We start from the raw sequence: 17,359 nt of genomic DNA, 5'->3' as shown, positions 1-17,359 counted from the left end.
GGGCAGCGGGCAGCGGGCAGCGGGTTGAGCTGTCGCATCGGCAGCGGTCAAGGCTGACTGGTCCGGGTAGGCGCCGGCTGCCTGCCGCCTGCCGCCTTCTTATCCCCCCAGCGCCACGAACCCGCCGTTGGCGAAGCACGACTTGCCGTAGCGCAGCGGCTGGCCGTCCTCGGCCATGACCCGGCCGCCGGCGGCTTCGAGCACCGCCTGCCCGGCCGCCGTGTCCCATTCGGAGGTCGGGCCGGTGCGCGGATAGGCGTCGAACCGCCCCTCGGCGATCAGGCAGAATTTCAGCGACGAGTCCGTCCCCTGCCACTGCTTGCAGCCGTGGCGCGAGGCGAGGCGCTCGGCCTCGTCGTCGGTCATCGAGTGGCTCATCACCGCCATCGGCGCATCGGGACGGTTACGGACCTTGATCGGCTGCCAGCCTTCGCCGAAGCGGCGGCGGAAGGCGCCGCCGCCGGGCGCGCCGCTGCGCCAGGTCATTCCGGTCGCCGGGGCGGTGACGACGCCCGCCACGACAGCGCCCTTGTGAACCAGCGCGATGTTGACGGTGAAGCTCTCGCGCCCCTCGATGAAGCCGCGGGTGCCGTCCAGCGGGTCGATCAGCCAGAACCAGTCGGCGGCCTCGGCGGGCGCGCCGTCGGCGGCCACCGCCTCCTCGGCGACGGTCTGGACGCCCGGATACAGCCCCTCCAGCCGCTCCAGGATCAGGGCCTCGGCCTCGCGGTCGGCGCGCGTCACCGGGCTGTCGTCGGCCTTGGCCTCGGCCACGACCCCGTTGCGCCAGTAAGGCAGGATGACGCGGGCCGCGTCCTCGGCGATGTCGGCCAGCGCCTCGGTCAACGCACCCGAGGCGAGGTCGGCGGTCAGTCGTTTGCTCATGGCCGCTCCGATAGACCATCGGGACGGTTTGAAGAACCGGCAAATCAGGGCAGCGTCCGCGCGACCGATCACCTGTTGTTTTCGAGCCCGATGACCGACACCGCCGCCCCCTCTCCTCTCCCCGACGGCCAGGCCCTGGCGGCGCTGGTCGCCGGCAAGCTGTGCCACGACTTCATCAGCCCGGCCGGGGCGATCAGCTCGGGCCTGGACCTGCTCAAGGACCCCACCGCCCAGGACATGCGCGACGACGCCATGGGGCTGATCGAGGCCAGCGCGAAGAAGATGGTGGCGCTGGTCGCCTTCGCCCGGGTGGCGTTCGGGGCGGCGACCTCGGCCGAGCGGTTCTCCGGCGCCGAACTGGGCGAACTCGTCGCCGGCCTGACCGAGGGCGGGCGGGCGACGCTCGGCTGGCGGGTCGACGCCGGCGACTATTCCAAGGCCGAGGCGCGGGCGCTGGTGAACCTGGCCTATCTGACCATGGCCGCCCTGCCTTCCGGCGGCGCGGCGGCGGTCTCCACCGAGCGCGGCGAAGGGCTGAGGATCACCGGCGTGGCCGACGGTCCGAGGGCGCGGCTGAAGCCCGAGGCGGTGGCCGGACTGGCGGGCCGTCCGCTCAGCGAGGGCCTGCCGGGGCAGTGGATCCAGCCCTACTGGCTGTGGCTGACGGCGCATGACGCCGGCGGCTCGCTGGAGGTGCAGGCCGACGACGGCCGCGTCTCCCTTTCCGTCCACATGCCTAACTGAGGCTTAAGCCGGTTTCCCAAGGACTCATTAACCGGCGCACGGTGATTATAGGGACGACGCACACACGCAGGCGTTGTGCGCATTTGGAACCGACACGTGACCCCCAGAACCTGTCTGATCGTCGACGACAGCCGGATCATCCGCAAGGTCGCCCGGCGCATCGTCGAGGGCCTCGGGTTCGAGGTCGATGAGGCCGCCGACGGGTCCGAGGCGCTGGCCTTCTGCGCCGGGATGATGCCCGAGGTCATCCTGCTGGACTGGTCGATGCCGGTGATGGACGGGATGACCTTCCTGCGCCGCCTGCGCACCCTGCCGGGCGGGGCCGGACCCAAGGTGTTGTTCTGCACCATCGAGACGCGGGCCGAACGCATCGCGGAGGCCCTGTCGGCCGGCGCCGACGACTATGTGATGAAGCCGTTCGACGGCGAGATCCTGACTTCGAAATTCGCCGAGGTGGGGGCCGTCTGAACCCATGTCGCCCGACGACTTCGACCGCCTGCAGTCGCTGATGGCCTCGCGCGCCGGGTTCCGGCTGACGCGCGACCGGATGAAGCTGGCCGAACACCGGCTGGGGCCGCTGGCGCGTCGCGAGGGCTATGAGACGGTCGACGCCCTGCTGGCCTCGCTGTGGGCCCGCCCGGTGGCGGCGCTGGGCTGGGCCGTGATCGAGGCGCTGCTCAATCCCGAGACCTGGTTCCGGCGCGACCGCGCCACCTTCGACACCTTCGCCGGCGAGCTGCTGCCCGCCCTGTCCGCCGCGCGCCACGGCGCCCCGGTCAAGGTCTGGTCGGCGGGCTGCTCGACCGGCCAGGAAGCCTGGTCGCTGGCCATCGGCGCGCTCAACTCAGGCTTTCCCGTCGAGATCGTCGGCACCGACCTGTCGCAGCGGGCGCTGGAAAAGGCCCGCTCCGGCGCCTACACCGGCTTCGAGATCCAGCGCGGCCTCAAGGCCGGGACCATGCTGGCCTGGTTCGACCAGGCCGAGGACAGCTGGATCGCCCGCCCCGAGTTGCGCGCCTCGGTGCATTTCGCCCGGGCCAACCTGCTCGACCCGCCGACCGACGACCACCGCTTCGACGTCATCTTCTGCCGCTATGTGCTCAGCGACATGGAGCCCGCCCGGCGGGCCCAGACCCTGGACCATCTGGAGCGGCGGCTGGTCGACGACGGCTGCCTGTTCCTCGGCGCGGACGAGGCGCTCGAGGCGGACAGCATCGCCTTCCGCCCCGTGAACGGCCGCAAGGGCCTGTTCGTCAAGACGCCGGCGGCGCTGCGCCGCGCGGCCTGAGGCGCGCGCCGGCAAGGCCTTCGCATTTCGCCGACATTGACCTAGCCTTCGCCGTCATCGGGGAGGATGTCTCATGCGGCTGTTCTGGCTGATCGGATCGCTGGCGCTCGCGCTGGTCATCGGGGTCGCATCCCTGCAGGTCCCCGGTCCGGCCGGTGCCGACGCCCCGGCGACGGCCTTCTCGGCCGGACGGGCCATGGCCGATGTGCGCGAACTGGCCCGGCGGCCGCATCCGCTCGGCTCGGCGGACCACGAGCGGGTGCGCGAGGTCCTGCGCCGACGGCTGGAACAGCTCGGCCTCGAGACCTCGATCCAAACCGGACCCCTTGCGCCCGGATCGGCGCGCTATCTGCGGCGGCTGGGCGGCGATCCCGAGGCGGCGAATTTCACCGCCACGAACCTGATCGGCGTGCTGCCAGGGCGTAACCCGGCCCTGCCCGCCGTGGCCCTGATGGCCCACTATGACACCGTGCCCGGCTCACCGGGGGCGGCGGACGATTCCACCGGCGTGGCCGCCGTGCTGGAGAGCGTGCGGGCCATCCGGGCGCGCGGCCCGGCCGAACGCACCCTGGTCGTGCTGATCACCGACGCCGAGGAGATCGGGCTGGACGGGGCGCGGGCCTTCTGGGGCGGCCATCCGCTGCGCGACCGGATCGGCGCGGTGATCAATCTCGAGGCGCGCGGCGGCGGCGGCCGCGCCATGATGTTCCAGACCGGGCCCGGCAACGCCGAAACCATCGCCCTGTTCGGCCGCGCGGGCGTGCGGGCCGACGGCGGCGTCACCTCCAATTCGCTGGCCGTGTTCGTCTATGAGCTGATGCCCAACGACACCGATTTCAGCGTCTCGAAGGACCGCGGGATCCCGGGCCTGAACCTGGCCTTCATCGGCCGGCCCGAGCAGTATCACGCCCCCTCCTCGACCCCCGAGGCGCTCGATCGGGGCGCGCTCCAGCACATCGGTTCGCAGACGCTGGAGAACGCCGACGCCCTGCTCCGCGCCGAGGCCTTGCCGGGGCGCACCGCCAACGCCGTCTACGCCGATCTGTTCGGCCGGGTGATCCTCAGCCATTCGCCGGCCGCGGGCTGGGGACTGCTGGCCCTCGCCGCGGCGCTGCTGGCGGCGGCGGCGTGGCGGGCGCGCAGCCGGGCGGGGCTGACCTTCGCCGACATCGGCCGCGGCGCGGTCGACGGCGTCTGGTTCCTGGCCACCGGCCTGGTCCTGACCCAGGCGGTGCGGACCCTGGCCGGGCCGATGGCGCAGCGGGCCGAAAGCGCCGACGCCTACTACACCCTGCTGGCCCGCCTGCCGTGGATGGAGGCCGGCGCCGCCCTGACCGTACTGGCGCTCGGCATGGGCCTGCTCGGCGGGCGCGGCCGCCCGGACCGGCGGGTGAGCGCCGGTGCAATCGCGGCCGCCGCCGTCCTCGCTCTGGGGCTGGGCGGACTGAACCCGCTCATTATCGGCGCGTCGGTCGTCGCCGTCGGCCTCTCGCTGGCCCCGGGACTGGCGGCCCGCACGGCCTGGGGCGGCTGGACCGGCCTGATCGCCCTCGTCCTCGTCCTCGCCGCGGCCGCCCAGACGCTGGCGCCGGGCACGGCCTTCCTGTTCCTGTGGCCGGGCCTGCTCGCCGCGGGCGTGGCGGCGCTGGCGAGCCTCCTCGATCCCGGCCTGATCCGCGCCCGCTCTCTGGCGCCCGTCGCCGTCGCCGGCGCCGCCGGCGGGGCCTGGCTGATCGGCATGGCCCATCCGATCTTCCTCGGCATCGGCCTCGACCTGCCCGGCGTGCTGGTCGCGATCGGCCTGCTGGTGCTGATGCTGGTGCGGCCGATGTCGCCCGGGCGCGGCGCGGTCCGCCCGTGGCTGATGGCCGCGCTGGCGGTGCTCGTCCTAGGCGGCGCCCTGTCGCTGGCCGCCCGGGCGGCGGAGCCGATGGCGCCGCCGGAGACTCCCGCCGCGTCCTGAAATCGCGGTATGGCGGCGGACGCCTGCCGCTGACCGGAGTTCTCCGTGCCCGAACAACCGCTCTACCTCGAAGACCTCCACGTCGGTCAGACCTTCACCACCGGTTCGGTGACCGTCACCACAGAGGCCATCAAGGCCTTCGCACGGGAGTACGATCCGCAGCCCTTCCACCTCGACGAGGACGCCGCCGCCGGCAGCCTGTTCGGCGGACTGGCGGCCAGCGGCTGGCATACGGCGGCGCTGAGCATGCGGCTGATGGTCGACGGCCTGCCGTTCGCCGGCGGGCTGATCGGCGTCGGCGGCGAGACCACCTGGCCGCGCCCGACCCGGCCGGGCGACACGCTGACGGTTCACATCGAGGTGCTGGAGATCACGCCGTCCCGGTCGCGCCCCGACCGCGGCATCGTCCGCACCCGCCACGAGACCCGCAACCAGCACGGCGAGGCGGTGCAGATCTCCACCCTCGGCATCGTCGCCTGGCGCCGGCCGGCCGAGCCCTGAGCCTCAGCCCCCGTCGGCCCACACCGTCTTGTACAGGTCGAAGCGCCGGTCGCGCAGGTTGCGCACCGTGCCCTGCGACTTGGCCCAGGCCAGGTCCGACAGGTCGAGGTCCGCCACCGTCACCGTCTCGACGTTCTCGCTCGCCTCGGCCGCCACCCCGTCCCGCGCGAACGGGAAGTCGCACGGCGTCAGGATGCAGGACTGCGCGTACTGGATGTCCATGTTCTCGACGTTCGGCAGGTTGCCGACATTGCCCGACAGGGTGACGTAGCACTGGTTCTCGATGGCCCGCGCCTGGGAGCAGTAGCGCACCCGCAGATAGCCCTGCCGGTTGTCGGTGCAGAACGGCACGAACAGCAGCCGCGCCCCCTCGTCGACCAGCCGCCGCGCCAGTTCCGGGAACTCCGAGTCGTAGCAGATCAGCACCCCGATCGGCCCGCAGTCGGTGGGAATGGCCTGCACCCGGTCGCCGCCCTTGATGTTCCACCAGTGGCGCTCGTTCGGGGTCGGGTGGATCTTCTCCTGCTCGTGCACCGAACCGTCGCGCAGGAAGACGTAGGCGACGTTCTGGATGTCGCCGTCCTCGGTCCGCGTCGGGTGCGAGCCGCCGATGATGTTGATGTTGTATTCGACCGCCATCTTGCGCAGCGCCTCCACGAAGCGCGGCGTGTAGCGGGTCAGGGCCTCGATCGACTCCACCGGGGTCAGCTTCTTCGATTCCAGCGACAGCAGCTGCAGGGTGAACAGCTCCGGAAACACCACGAAGTCCGAGCGGTAGTCCGAGGTCACATCGACGAAATATTCGATGTTGGCGATGAACTCCTCGAAGCTGGCGACCTTGCGGGCCTGCAGCTGCACGGTCGCCACCCGCACTGTCTCCTTGACCGCGAAGGCCGCGCCCCGGCCGTGCGTCTCGGCGTAGTAGGGATTGCGCCAGACCATGTGGGCGGCATGGCCCAGCGAGGCCGCGTCCGAGCTCAGATAGTTCTCCAGCACCCCGATCGGCTCGAAACCGGACCGCATGTGGAAGCCGATGACCGGGTCGTTCAGCTTTCGGGCGGTGACCGCGTCCAGATAGTCGCGCGCATCCGGATAGGCCGCCTTCCTCCGCGCCAGCCCCGGCATCCGCCCGCCGAAGACGATGCCCTTGAGGTTCTGCGCCTCGCACAGGTCGCGTCGCGCGTCGTACAGCCGCTGACCGATGCGCAGCCGGCGCCGGTCGGGATCGACGCACACCTCCATGCCGTAGAACCAGTCGCCCAGCGGATCGTGCCGCGCCGCATAGCCGCCGCCGGTGATCTGGGTCCAGGTGTGCGGCGACATGGCCGTCGTCTCGTCGATGCGGAAGCCGGCGGCGTAGCCGACGATCTCGTCGGCGAACTCGACCACGAACTGTCCGTCGGGATAGGCCGCGATCTGGCCGCGCAGCATGCCCGGCGTATAGGCCGGCATGTCCTTGTAGACCTTGGCGACGAGGGCGACGATGGCGTCCACATCGCCGAGCCGGGCGTTGCGGATGTTGAGGATGGCGGACTTGCGGGGCTTTTTCATGGGCCCTGAACGCACGGCCGGGGTTGGGGATCAAGTCCGGGTGGACATCGCGCCCCGCTAGCGGCCGGGTTCGCCCAGTTCGCGCACGAAGAAGGCGACTAACGCCGCGTTGAACGCCTGCTTGAAGGCGGCCCGGTCGAATCCGGGGTTCGAGCGGCAAAGCTCCGGCACGGCCGCCCGCATCTCCGCCTCGCAGGGGACGAGAAAATCGTGATGCAGGGCCCCCGGCACGAGCCGGTATTCGGGATCGCCGGGCAGGCGGTCGCGCAGAGGCTCGACATGGAAGGGCGCGGGCAGGACCTGGTCCTCTCCCGCCTGCCATAACTGGAGCGGGATCCGGACCTCGTCCAGGCTGGCGGCGTCGAAGGCGAAGCCGAACCCCGGCGCGGCCATGACCGCGGCCCGGATGCGATCGTCGCGGCCGGCAGGCTTCCAGCCGGCGAGGTCGAGCCCCTCCGGCAGGATGAAGGAGCAGACGAAGAAGTCGGGATGCGCCGCGCAATGGTCGAGGATGGCCTGGGCGTCGGACTCGCCGCCCGCCAATGTGGCCACCGTGAAGCCTCCGGCGGAAAAACCGAAGGCCCCGATCCGTGAGGCGTCGACCCCGGCCCGTCCCGGCCAGGCCTCCGTCATGAAGCTGATCAGGGCGCTGACCTGCGGGGCGCGGTCGGTCAGGCGCAGAGACCGGCTCATGTCGAGGGAGTTGTCGCCGGGGTGGGTCAGGGCGGCGACCACGAAGCCGGCCCGGGCCAGCGCCTCGGCCGTGTCCTGGTGGCCGAGAAAGTGCCCGCCGTTGCCGTGCGAAATGACCACGAGGGGTCGCGGGCCTCCCGCTGGATCGTCCGGGGTCCAGACCCCGGCCTCGATGACCTCGCCGGAGGGCCCCTGGAGCTGCACCCTCTGAAGGCTTTGCCACGCCGAGGCGGGCCCGGCCGCCGTAACCACGGTCACGGCCGCAGCGAGCGCCATGACGAACGGGATGAGGGGACGGATCGGGCGCAGTCGGGACATTCCGGTCTCTCGGCGGTTGGGTTGGTCTTCACTCCGGCGCTGGCCGGGCAGTCCTCGTCCAGGCTTTACCATACGGAGCGGTCGTGGCGATGTCCGCGATGACCCGATCACCGCTCGTGGTTCTCGACAGACTGACGAGACCCGCCAGAAGAGCGAGCGCGGCGGCGATGCCCAGCCCCAGGCGCGGCGCTGCGACGAGGCTCGTCAGGGTGAACAGCACGACCATGAGCACCGCGCCGGCGGTCTGGCCCGTGAGCCGGGCGGTTCCCTGCAGCCCGCCCGATGCCGCGCTGCGCTCCAGAGGCGCGGAGAGGAACATGTTGCGGTTGTTCGGGGTCTGGAACAGGCCGAAGCCCAGCCCGCACATCATTGCGAACACGACCATCGGGCGCACGTCCGCGGTCAGAGGCCACAGGGCGGCGCCGGCGAGGCCCAGCGCCAGGCACGCGCCGCCGGCGGCGCACAGCCAGGCGGTCGGGAACCGGTCGGCCAGCCGGCCTGCGACGACCGCCGTCATGGCGACGCTCAGCGGCCAGGCGGTCATGTAGCCTCCGGTCGCGGCGGTGGTCTGGCCGAGCCCGTGCTGCAGATAGAAGGGCAGCGCCACCAGCGCCGCCGCCTGGGCGCTGAAGCAGAGGACGGAGGCGATCACCGACAGCCGCAGCGACCGCCCACGCAGCAGATCGAGCGGCAGGAGCGGCGCCGCCTTGGGCCTTTCCCGGCTGAGCAGCAGGCGAAGGGCCAGGACGCCCGCGGCGGCGAGAAGGGCGGCGGCGACCGGCTGGGCCAGCAGCAACTGGGCCGCTGCGAGTAGGCTGGCGAACACGCCGGCGCTGAGAGCCATGCTGATCCCGTCGAGCCGCTGCGCCCCCATGGGCGTCCGGGGCAGCGCCCGACAGGCCAGAAGGACCGCCAGGCCAAGCGGAACGCCGGGAGCGAACAGCCAGCGCCAATCGCCCTGCGACAGGATCAGGGCGCCCGCTCCGGGGCCGGCGGAACTGGCCAGCGCCACCGTCAGCGCGTTCCAGCCGATGGCGGCGCCCAGCCGATGCGAAGGCACGGCGAACCGCAACAGCGGCACGCCGAGCGCCATCACCGCTGCTCCGCCCAGCCCCTGGAGCGCCCGCGCCGCAACCAGCCAGGGCAGCGACGGCGCCAGGGCGCACAGCCCCGAGGCGATGACGAACAGCCCCACGCCCAGGGCGAAGACGGGGCGATAGCCGAGGCGCTCGCCGAGGGCGGCGCAGGGCAGCAACGCGGCCAGCAGCGCCGTCTGGTAGGCGGTGACGACCAGCACCGCGAGCGCCGCCGGCGCCCGGAACGCGCCGGCGATCGCCGGCAGGGCCAGGTTCATCATGCCCGCGTCGAGCACCACCAGCGTCATCGCCGTCAGGACGGCGACGACGGCCGCGGCGCGTCCTGGCGGAGTGGGCGAGGCTTCGGCCTCCGTCGCCGGCGGGCCCGAGCCTGCGCCCGCCACCCGGGCTCCGCGGGGCGCGGGCTCCGGGTCCAGGGGCATCATGCGGCCGGGTCCGTGGTCCAGATCCCGTCACGGTGGACGTAGCGGGTCAGACGGCGATGCTCCCGGTCCTCGACCCGCAGGTCGCGCTCGGTGAAGCGGAACAGCAGGGCGGTGTCGCTGACGCAGCGGGTGTCGTGAATGTCGCCCGGCAAGTAGAGCTGGACCTGGCCCGCGCGAACGAGCGTCGTGTTCCGCCTGACCAGTCGAATTTCGCCGTCATCGCCCTCGGCCCTGGCCCAGGTTCCCATCTCGATCTCGCCGCGCTGGATCCCGTAGAGAACCCAGCTCCGGCCGTGGTCGTGCGGCGGCCGGTAGAGCCCGGCCTGTTCGGTATGGGCCAGCAGCATGAAGCCATGATCGGGGTCGCGGTGGAGTTCCGCCGCCGCCGGCGCCGCCTCATGGAGATTCGCCAGCCAGGCCTCTTCGGCCGAAGCGCCGAGCAGCGCCTCCATCGCCTCCTGGCACGCCTCCGCCAGTTCGGTCGTCAGCGGTCCCCATCGCGACCGGACGTCTTCTGTGAATGACTGCAGCGCTGTCCTGTCCATGAGCCTCGCCTCCGCTTCGACTGTGGGCGGCAGGCTACGAGCCTCGCGAAATTGCGGAAGACGCAGCATTTGCATGTTATTGCTGCACTTGACGCCATGTCGGCGCGACGGTGATGAATGGCTCTCCCGGACCTGAACCTGCTGGTCGTCCTCGACGCGCTGCTGGCGGAAGGCAGCGTCTCCGGCGCGGCGCGGCGGCTGCGGCTGAGCCCTTCAGCCATGAGCCGCGCCCTCGGACGCGTCCGCGAGGCCACCGGCGATCCCCTGCTGGTCAGGGCCGGGCGCGGTCTGGTTCCCACCCCGCGCGCGGCCGAGTTGCGCGACCGGGTCAGCCGGCTCGTCGAGCAGGCGGGGGCGGTTCTGCGCCCGGATGACCGCGTCGACCTCGCCACCCTCGCGCGCACCTACACGCTGAGGACCAGCGACGGTTTTGTGGAGACCTTCGGGCCCCGTCTGCTCGCCCTGGTCGCGGACCAGGCGCCGGGGGTTCGTCTGTTCTTCCTCCAGAAGGCGGACAAGGACAGCACGCCGCTGCGCGACGGGCGGGTCGACCTGGAAACCGGCATCATCGAAGCGGCGACGGGTCCCGAAGTGCGCAGCCAGGCGCTGTTCCGGGACCGGCTCACCGGCGTGGTTCGCAAGGGCCACCCCCTGGGCCGCGGGGGAGTGACGGAGGCGGCCTGGTCGCAAGCCTCCCATATCGTGGTGTCCAGGAGCGGACTGGAGGACGGCGCCGTCGACCGGCCCTTTCTGCCCCCGGGGACCCGACGGCGTGTCGCCACCATCGTCAGCGGCTTCTCCGCCGCCCTGTCGCTGGTGCGGGCCTCGGACCTGATCGCCACGGTTCCGGACCGTCACACCTCGAGCCTCCGCGACGGCCTGGTCTCTTTCCCGCTGCCGTTGCCCTCGGAAGAATTCACCGTGTCGATGCTGTGGCACCCTCGAATGGACGCCGATCCCGCCCACCGCTGGCTGAGACGCTGCGTCCGCCAGGTCTGCGCCTGAGACAGCCGATGCACCCCTACGTCAAAATCGGACGTAGCTGAGAGGCGCTCCGAAAAGAACATATTGGCAACCGGAACAAACCGTGCACATATCCCTGCTCACAGGGAGCGGGTCACGGTCATCGGACCGAAGGCGGGCCTCTCCTCCAGTACCGAACGGGAATCATGGCAAGGGAGAGTGGCAAGGTGGCGGCACAGGCGAATCTCAAATTGGTCGGCAAGGACGACGGCGACAAGCAGCGGGCTCTGGAGGCGGCGATCGCCCAGATCGACCGCGCCTTCGGCAAGGGCTCGGTGATGAAGCTGGGCAAGAACGGCGTGACCGAGGCCATTCCCTCGGTGTCGACCGGCTCGCTCGGCCTCGACATGGCGCTCGGCATCGGCGGCCTGCCGCGCGGCCGGGTCATCGAGGTGTTCGGCCCGGAAAGCTCGGGCAAGACCACCCTGGCCCTGCACACCGTGGCCGAAATCCAGAAATCGGGCGGCACCGCCGCCTTCGTCGACGCCGAGCACGCGCTCGACCCGGGCTATGCCCAGAAACTGGGCGTCAACCTCGACGACCTGCTGGTTTCGCAGCCCGACACAGGCGAGCAGGCGCTCGAGATCGTCGACACCCTGGTGCGCTCCGGCGCCGTGGACATCGTGGTGGTCGACTCCGTCGCCGCCCTGACGCCCCGCGCCGAGATCGAGGGCGAGATGGGCGACAGCCTGCCCGGCCTGCAGGCCCGCCTGATGAGCCAGGCCCTGCGCAAGCTGACCGCCTCGATCAACAAGTCGCAGTGCATCGTCCTCTTCATCAACCAGATCCGTCACAAGATCGGCGTCATGTACGGCTCGCCGGAAACGACGACGGGCGGAAACGCGCTGAAATTCTACGCCTCGGTCCGTCTCGACATCCGCCGCACCGGCGCGATCAAGGACCGCGACGAAGTCGTGGGCAACACCACCCGGGTCAAGGTGGTCAAGAACAAGGTCGCCCCGCCGTTCCGCGAGGTCATCTTCGACATCATGTACGGCGAGGGCATCTCCAAGCTCGGCGAGATCATCGACCTGGGCGTCAAGGCGGGGGTGATCGAGAAGTCGGGCAGCTGGTTCTCCTACGACAGCCAGCGCATCGGCCAGGGCCGCGAGAACGTGCGCGCCTTCCTCAAGGCCAACCCGGACATCGCCGACTCGATCGAGAAGGCCGTGCGCGCCTCGACCAGCAAGATCGCCGAGGAGCTGCTGGGCACGCCCGAGCCTGACGAGGGCCAGGACCTCGAGGGCTGAGGCGAACCGCTGGACGAAGCGCACTCTTCGTACGCTTCGGACGCAGTGCACTCATTGGACGCTTTGGACTGTGTTTTCGGGTTTTTACCCGGACAAAACCCTACTTCTCCGGCCGGGTCCGCCGACCCGCCACCGACCCCGCCGGGCCGGGCCGGACGGAGCGGCCGCTCGATCCCACCCGGGTCGGGCGGCCTTTTTTTCGCAAGCGGGACCTTTCCGCGAGCGCGGCGGTTGTCGGGGTCGTCAAACCGGAGCCCGCCATGGCCGATCCCCAGGTCCAGTCCCTCAGCCAGTTCACCCTCTCCGAAACCCCGTCGGGCTATCTGCTCGAGATCGAGGGCGACGGCGGGGCCTCGATGGCCGTCGTCGCCTCGCCCGAGCAGATCGACGCCATCATCGACGCCCTCGACGACCTGCTGTCCGAGGACGAGGCGGCCGCCGACGAAGTCGACGACGGCCAGGAGGAAGAGGAAGAGGACGACGGGATCACCGACGACGTGGTCGACGACGACGAGGCTTGAGCCTCTGGTCAGATCGCGCTTGCCGACATAGCCTGCCGCCTTCTCGGGGGAGAAGGTCATGACGGACAGAGCCACGGGCGCAGGCCCGGCCATCCTGTGGGCCACGCTGGCGGCCGGGACGCTCGACATCGCCTCCGCCATCCTGCTGAACCTCGGCGTCGGACCCCAGGTCGTGCTCCAGTCCGTCGCCGGCGGCTGGCTGGGCCGCGCCGCCTACCAGGGCGGCTGGCCGACGGCCCTGCTCGGCCTCGCCTCCCACTTCGGCATCATGCTGGTCATCGCCGCCATCTACATGACGCTGGCCGCGCGTCAGCCCCTGCTGCGTTCACAGTGGCTGCTCGCCGGCGTGGTCTGGGGCGTCTTGATCTGGCTGGTCATGACGCTCGTCGTCATCCCGCTGTCGGCCTCGACCCTGTCGCCGCCCGACGCCTACCATGTCGTCCAGGGCCTGATCGTCCACGTGGTGATGGTCGGCCTGCCCATGGCGTGGATCGCCCGGCGCAGGCTCGGGGCGCCCGCCGCCGCCTGAACGGAGCCGATCACGGGCGGGTGATGCTTTCGGGCTGAAACCCCTATATGAGGCGCGTTCCTTTTCGCCTCCCCAGAACGACCCGTCATGGCCAGCCTCAACCAGATCCGCTCGACCTTCCTCGACTATTTCGCGGCCGACGGCCACGAGAAGGTCCAGTCGGCTCCGCTGGTGCCGCAGAACGACCCGACCCTGCTGTTCGTCAACGCCGGCATGGTGCCGTTCAAGAACGTCTTCACCGGCCAGGAAACACGGGCGATCAAGCGCGCCACCAGTTCGCAGAAATGCGTCCGCGCCGGAGGCAAGCACAACGACCTCGACAACGTCGGCTACACCGCGCGCCACCACACCTTCTTCGAGATGCTGGGGAATTTCTCCTTCGGCGACTACTTCAAGGAGCACGCCATCGAGATGGCGTGGAACCTGGTCACGAAAGAGTTCGGCATCCCCGCCGACCGGCTGATGGCCACCGTCTACATCGACGACGACGAGGCCTTCGACCTGTGGAAGAAGATCGCCGGCCTCCCGGAATCGAAAATCGCCCGCATCGCCGGCTCGGACAATTTCTGGTCGATGGGCGACACCGGTCCGTGCGGCCCCTGCACCGAGATCTTCTACGACCACGGCGACCACATCTGGGGCGGCCCTCCCGGCACGCCGGACGAGGACGGCGACCGCTGGGTCGAGATCTGGAACCTGGTCTTCATGCAGTATGACCAGTCGGCCGACGGGAGCCGCAGCCTGCTGCCGAAGCCGTCGATCGACACCGGCGCCGGTCTCGAGCGCGTGGCGGCGGTGCTGCAGGGCGTCCACTCGAACTACGAGACCGACCTGTTCCGCACCCTGATCGCGGCCTCGGAGCATGAGACCGGCACGTCGGCCGAGGGCGACCGCACGCCCAGCCACCGGGTCATCGCCGATCACCTGCGCTCGTCGTCCTTCCTGATCGCCGACGGGGTCACGCCCTCGAACGAGGGCCGCGGCTATGTGCTGCGCCGGATCATGCGCCGGGCCATGCGCCACGCCCACCTGCTGGGCGCCGCCGATCCCCTGATGCACCGGCTGGTGCCGACGCTGGTGCAGGAGATGGGCGACGCCTATCCCGAACTGCGCCGCGCCCAGGCCTTCATCGAGGATACGCTGAAGCAGGAGGAGATCCGCTTCCGCACCACCCTCGGCCGCGGCATGGGCCTTCTGGAGGACGCCGCGCGCGATCTCGGCGAGGGCGGCGTGCTGCCGGGCCAGACCGCCTTCACCCTCTACGACACCTACGGCTTCCCGCTCGACCTGACCCAGGACGAGGCGCGCCGGCGCGGCTTCACCGTCGACACCGCCGGCTTCGACGCGGCCATGGAAGAGCAGCGCAACCGCTCGCGCGAGCACTGGACCGGTTCAGGCCAGACCGCCTCGGCCGGCGAGTGGCTGGCCCTGCGCGACCGTCTCGGCCCGACCGTCTTCACCGGCTACGACTCCGTCGAGGGGTCGGGCGAGGTGCTGGCCATCGTCGAGAGCGGCCAGTCGGTCGACGAACTCGGCGCGGGCGAAACCGCGGAGGTGCTGTTCGACCAGACTCCCTTCTACGGCGAAGGCGGCGGTCAGGCCGGCGATAAGGGCGAGATCGAGTGGACCGACGCCACCGGCCAGCAGGGCTCGGGCGTGGTGCTCGACGTCCAGAAGCATGCCGGCGACCTGTTCGCCCACCGCGTCGAGATCAGCTCGGGCACGCTGGCCATCGGCGCGCGCGTCCAGCTGCGCGTCGCCGCCGACGCCCGCCTGACCACCCGCGCCAACCATTCGGCGGCGCACCTGCTGCACAAGGCCCTCTCCAACGTGCTGGGCGGACACGTGGCCCAGAAGGGCCAGATGGTCGACGCCGAACGCCTGCGCTTCGACTTCAGCCACAACGCGCCGGTCACCGAGGACGAACTGGCCCGGATGGAGGATGAGGTGAACGCCGTCATCCGCCAGAACCTGCCTGCCGAGACCCGGATGATGGCGCCCCAGGCGGCGATCGACGCCGGGGCCGTCGCCCTGTTCGGCGAGAAATACGGCGAAGAGGTCCGCGTGCTGACGCTGGGCCGCTCTCTGACCGAGGCGGACAAGCCCTATTCGGTCGAGCTGTGCGGCGGCACCCACGTCGCCCGGACCGGCGACATCGCCCTGTTCAAGATCGTCTCGGAGAGCGGCATCGCCGCCGGCGTGCGCCGCATCGAGGCCCTGACCGGCGAGGCCGCGCGTCAGCATCTGCTGGCCCAGGCGGGAGTGGCGAAGAAGCTGGCCCAGTCGTTCAAGGTCCAGCCCGCCGACGTGCCGGCGCGGGTCGAGGCCCTGACGGCCTCGGTGCGCACGCTGGAGAAGCAGGTCGCCGACCTGAAGAAGCAGCTGGCGCTCGGCGGCGGGGCTGGCGGAAACGCCGCGCCGGAAGAGGTCAACGGCGTCAAACTGATCGCCCGCGTCCTCGACGGCGTCGACGGCAAGGGCCTGCGCGGCGTGGCCGAGGACTTCCGCAAACAGGTCGTCTCCGGCGTCGTCGCCCTGATCGGCGTCACCGAGGGCAAGGCGGCGGTCACGGTGGCGGTGACGTCCGACATGGCCGGCAAGGTCAATGCGGCCGATCTGGCGCGCGCCGCGGTTCTGGCCATGGGCGGCCAGGGCGCGGGCGGCAAGCCCGACTTCGCCCAGGGCGGCGCCCCCGACGGCGGCAAGGCCGAGGACGGCCTGGCGGCGGTGCGGGCCGCGCTGGCCTAGGGCCGCGCGTCGTTCTGGATATCGACGGCCGCCAGCTTCCAGCTGAACAGCCCGCGGCGTTCGAGAATCAGCGCCAGCCGCTGGTCCGGGTGATCTCGGTCGGTGAGGGTGACGGCGAAGGCGTTGAGGTCGCGATAGCCCCAGGCCTGGTGGATATCGTCGCCCTCGTCGGCGGCGTCGCCCGGCTCCGGCTGGTCGCGGACCGTCGGATCCGGAGCCTCGGCGGTGGTGACCATCTGGGCCACCACCTCGGGCGTCACCGCGGCGTCGACGGCCCCGGACAGCAGCATAGGCGCGAGGATCAGGCCGAGACCGCCCAGGCCGCTCTCGGCCATGCGCGGGTCGCGCCGCATCTGGGCCGCCAGTTCGGCGTTGAGCTCGTCCTTCAGGCTCTGGCGCAGGGCCGGGAAGTCGACCAGCTGCTCGATACGGTCGGCGTCTCCCGCCTTGGCGGCGCGGATCAGGGCCTGGGCGCTCAGAACGGGCGCGGCGGCCCAGGCGGCGACCAGGACGACGATGGCCACGGCGGCCAGGCCGACGACAAGCTTCTTGATCATGTTACCCTCTGGCGTCGAAACGCCTCCCCACGGCTACGGTTGCCGCGAGTCGATCAGCCTGCCTAGCGATCGGCGGGAACGGGCGTGGTCCGGGCCGGCGGAGCAACGGCGGGGGCGGCGCCCTCGGGCAGGCCGATGTGGACCAGCTTCCACTCGAACGGGCCCTTGCGCTCGAAGGTGAAGAGGGTCTCGGACCCGCCGTCGTCGGCGACGCTCATCCGCGCGCGGTTCATGCCCCAGTAGACCGGCGTCGGCATGGGGCCGCCGGTGGTCGTGACGTCCGGCGACGGCTGGGGTCCGCCCGTGCGCTGGGAGGCGTACCGCCCTTCGCCCCGGGTCAGGGCCGCGAGGGCCGCCGGGGTCAGATAGGCCTCGACGTCCGGCGCCTGGGGCGTCGCCGCCTGTTCGATCTGGCGCCGCACGGCTCCGATCGGGTCTTCCATGAACGAGGGGGCCGGAGCCAGCGCCGCGGGGTTGCCGTCCAGCTGCGGCCGCAGCGACTGGCGCACGGCGCCATAGTCGACCAGCCGCGCCAGGCCCGCGGCGTCGTTCGCCTCGGCCGCGGACCGAAGAGCGAAGAAGGCCACGCCCGGCGCCGCGAAGAAGCTGATCGCAGCCAGCACGACCAGACCGACGATGAGCCTGCCGACCAGTTTCATCGAAACCCTCCCGGTAAGGCCGCCATCAATGCACGAAGACCGGCCCCGCTCAAACGAAAGGC

17 protein-coding genes are annotated in these 17,359 nt (G+C 71.0%); 10 read left to right on the top strand and 7 right to left on the bottom strand.

Going from position 1 to position 17,359, the window contains the following annotated elements; all coding sequences use genetic code 11:
* Nucleotides 1-99: 99 nt before the first annotated feature.
* Nucleotides 100-885, bottom strand: a complete 786-nt coding sequence (cysQ, locus tag VEA98_RS04470) for a 3'(2'),5'-bisphosphate nucleotidase CysQ (RefSeq protein WP_324811277.1) — start codon at nt 883-885, stop codon at nt 100-102.
* Between the two features lie 90 nt (nt 886-975).
* On the opposite strand from cysQ, the gene chpT reads away from it, so the two are divergent.
* The 5 genes from chpT to VEA98_RS04445 all read left to right on the top strand — a co-directional run bounded on the left by chpT (nt 976) and on the right by VEA98_RS04445 (nt 5,381).
* Entirely contained in the window at nt 976-1,629 is a 654-nt protein-coding gene (gene chpT / locus VEA98_RS04465; RefSeq protein WP_324811276.1) for a histidine phosphotransferase ChpT, read from the top strand.
* 96 nt (nt 1,630-1,725) lie between these two features.
* The gene (locus VEA98_RS04460) at nt 1,726-2,097 is read left to right on the top strand and encodes a response regulator (protein ID WP_324811275.1); all 372 of its coding nucleotides are present in this window, start codon (nt 1,726-1,728) and stop codon (nt 2,095-2,097) included.
* 4 nt (nt 2,098-2,101) lie between these two features.
* On the top strand, nt 2,102-2,917 hold the full coding sequence (locus VEA98_RS04455; protein WP_324811274.1) for a protein-glutamate O-methyltransferase CheR: 816 nt from the start codon (nt 2,102-2,104) through the stop codon (nt 2,915-2,917).
* A 73-nt stretch (nt 2,918-2,990) separates the two neighbouring features.
* A complete protein-coding gene (locus VEA98_RS04450) occupies nt 2,991-4,880 on the top strand; it encodes a M20/M25/M40 family metallo-hydrolase (protein WP_324811273.1) in 1,890 nt (629 codons plus the stop codon).
* Between the two features lie 45 nt (nt 4,881-4,925).
* Nucleotides 4,926-5,381 carry a MaoC family dehydratase gene (locus VEA98_RS04445; protein ID WP_324811272.1) on the top strand — a complete coding sequence of 152 codons (456 nt, stop codon included), beginning with the start codon at nt 4,926-4,928 and terminating at the stop codon, nt 5,379-5,381.
* Nucleotides 5,382-5,384: 3 nt separating this feature from the next.
* On the opposite strand, the gene VEA98_RS04440 is transcribed toward VEA98_RS04445, so the two are convergent.
* Genes VEA98_RS04440 through VEA98_RS04425 form a run of 4 tightly spaced genes read right to left on the bottom strand, consistent with a single transcriptional unit; the run spans nt 5,385 to nt 10,010 of the window.
* Nucleotides 5,385-6,932, bottom strand: a complete 1,548-nt coding sequence (locus VEA98_RS04440; protein ID WP_324811271.1) for a GNAT family N-acetyltransferase — start codon at nt 6,930-6,932, stop codon at nt 5,385-5,387.
* Between the two features lie 57 nt (nt 6,933-6,989).
* Nucleotides 6,990-7,943, bottom strand: coding sequence for a dienelactone hydrolase (locus VEA98_RS04435; RefSeq protein ID WP_324811270.1), 954 nt, complete (start codon nt 7,941-7,943; stop codon nt 6,990-6,992).
* A 28-nt stretch (nt 7,944-7,971) separates the two neighbouring features.
* Complete coding sequence (locus VEA98_RS04430; RefSeq protein WP_324811269.1) at nt 7,972-9,465, bottom strand: MFS transporter; 1,494 nt, start codon at nt 9,463-9,465, stop codon at nt 7,972-7,974.
* Entirely contained in the window at nt 9,462-10,010 is a 549-nt protein-coding gene (locus VEA98_RS04425; RefSeq protein ID WP_324811268.1) for a hypothetical protein, read from the bottom strand. Before VEA98_RS04425 ends, VEA98_RS04430 begins: the two co-directional genes overlap by 4 nt.
* A 117-nt stretch (nt 10,011-10,127) precedes the next feature.
* Here VEA98_RS04425 and VEA98_RS04420 point away from each other — a divergent pair, with 117 nt between their 5' ends.
* From VEA98_RS04420 to alaS, 5 genes are all read left to right on the top strand, one after another.
* Entirely contained in the window at nt 10,128-11,015 is an 888-nt protein-coding gene (locus tag VEA98_RS04420; protein WP_324811267.1) for a LysR family transcriptional regulator, read from the top strand.
* A 185-nt stretch (nt 11,016-11,200) separates the two neighbouring features.
* The gene (recA, locus tag VEA98_RS04415; protein ID WP_324811266.1) at nt 11,201-12,283 is read left to right on the top strand and encodes a recombinase RecA; all 1,083 of its coding nucleotides are present in this window, start codon (nt 11,201-11,203) and stop codon (nt 12,281-12,283) included.
* A 260-nt stretch (nt 12,284-12,543) separates the two neighbouring features.
* Nucleotides 12,544-12,804: a hypothetical protein gene (locus VEA98_RS04410; RefSeq protein ID WP_324811265.1), complete on the top strand. Its 261-nt coding sequence runs from the start codon at nt 12,544-12,546 to the stop codon at nt 12,802-12,804.
* Nucleotides 12,805-12,862: 58 nt separating this feature from the next.
* Complete coding sequence (locus VEA98_RS04405) at nt 12,863-13,333, top strand: hypothetical protein (protein ID WP_324811264.1); 471 nt, start codon at nt 12,863-12,865, stop codon at nt 13,331-13,333.
* 87 nt (nt 13,334-13,420) lie between these two features.
* Nucleotides 13,421-16,081, top strand: coding sequence for an alanine--tRNA ligase (gene alaS / locus VEA98_RS04400; protein ID WP_324811263.1), 2,661 nt, complete (start codon nt 13,421-13,423; stop codon nt 16,079-16,081).
* Here the strand turns inward: alaS and VEA98_RS04395 are convergent.
* Nucleotides 16,078-16,638, bottom strand: a complete 561-nt coding sequence (locus VEA98_RS04395; RefSeq protein ID WP_324811262.1) for a DUF2939 domain-containing protein — start codon at nt 16,636-16,638, stop codon at nt 16,078-16,080. The two genes, alaS and VEA98_RS04395, sit on opposite strands and share 4 nt — an antisense overlap.
* A 62-nt stretch (nt 16,639-16,700) precedes the next feature.
* Nucleotides 16,701-17,297 (bottom strand): DUF2939 domain-containing protein, encoded by a 597-nt coding sequence (locus VEA98_RS04390; RefSeq protein WP_324811261.1) that lies wholly within the window; start codon nt 17,295-17,297, stop codon nt 16,701-16,703.
* Nucleotides 17,298-17,359: the final 62 nt, after the last annotated feature.

It is taken from the genome of Brevundimonas sp. (genome assembly GCF_035627055.1).
Taxonomy (GTDB): domain Bacteria; phylum Pseudomonadota; class Alphaproteobacteria; order Caulobacterales; family Caulobacteraceae; genus Brevundimonas.
The sequence above is the reverse complement of the archived record's forward strand: the minus strand, read 5'-3'. Positions and strand labels throughout refer to the sequence as shown.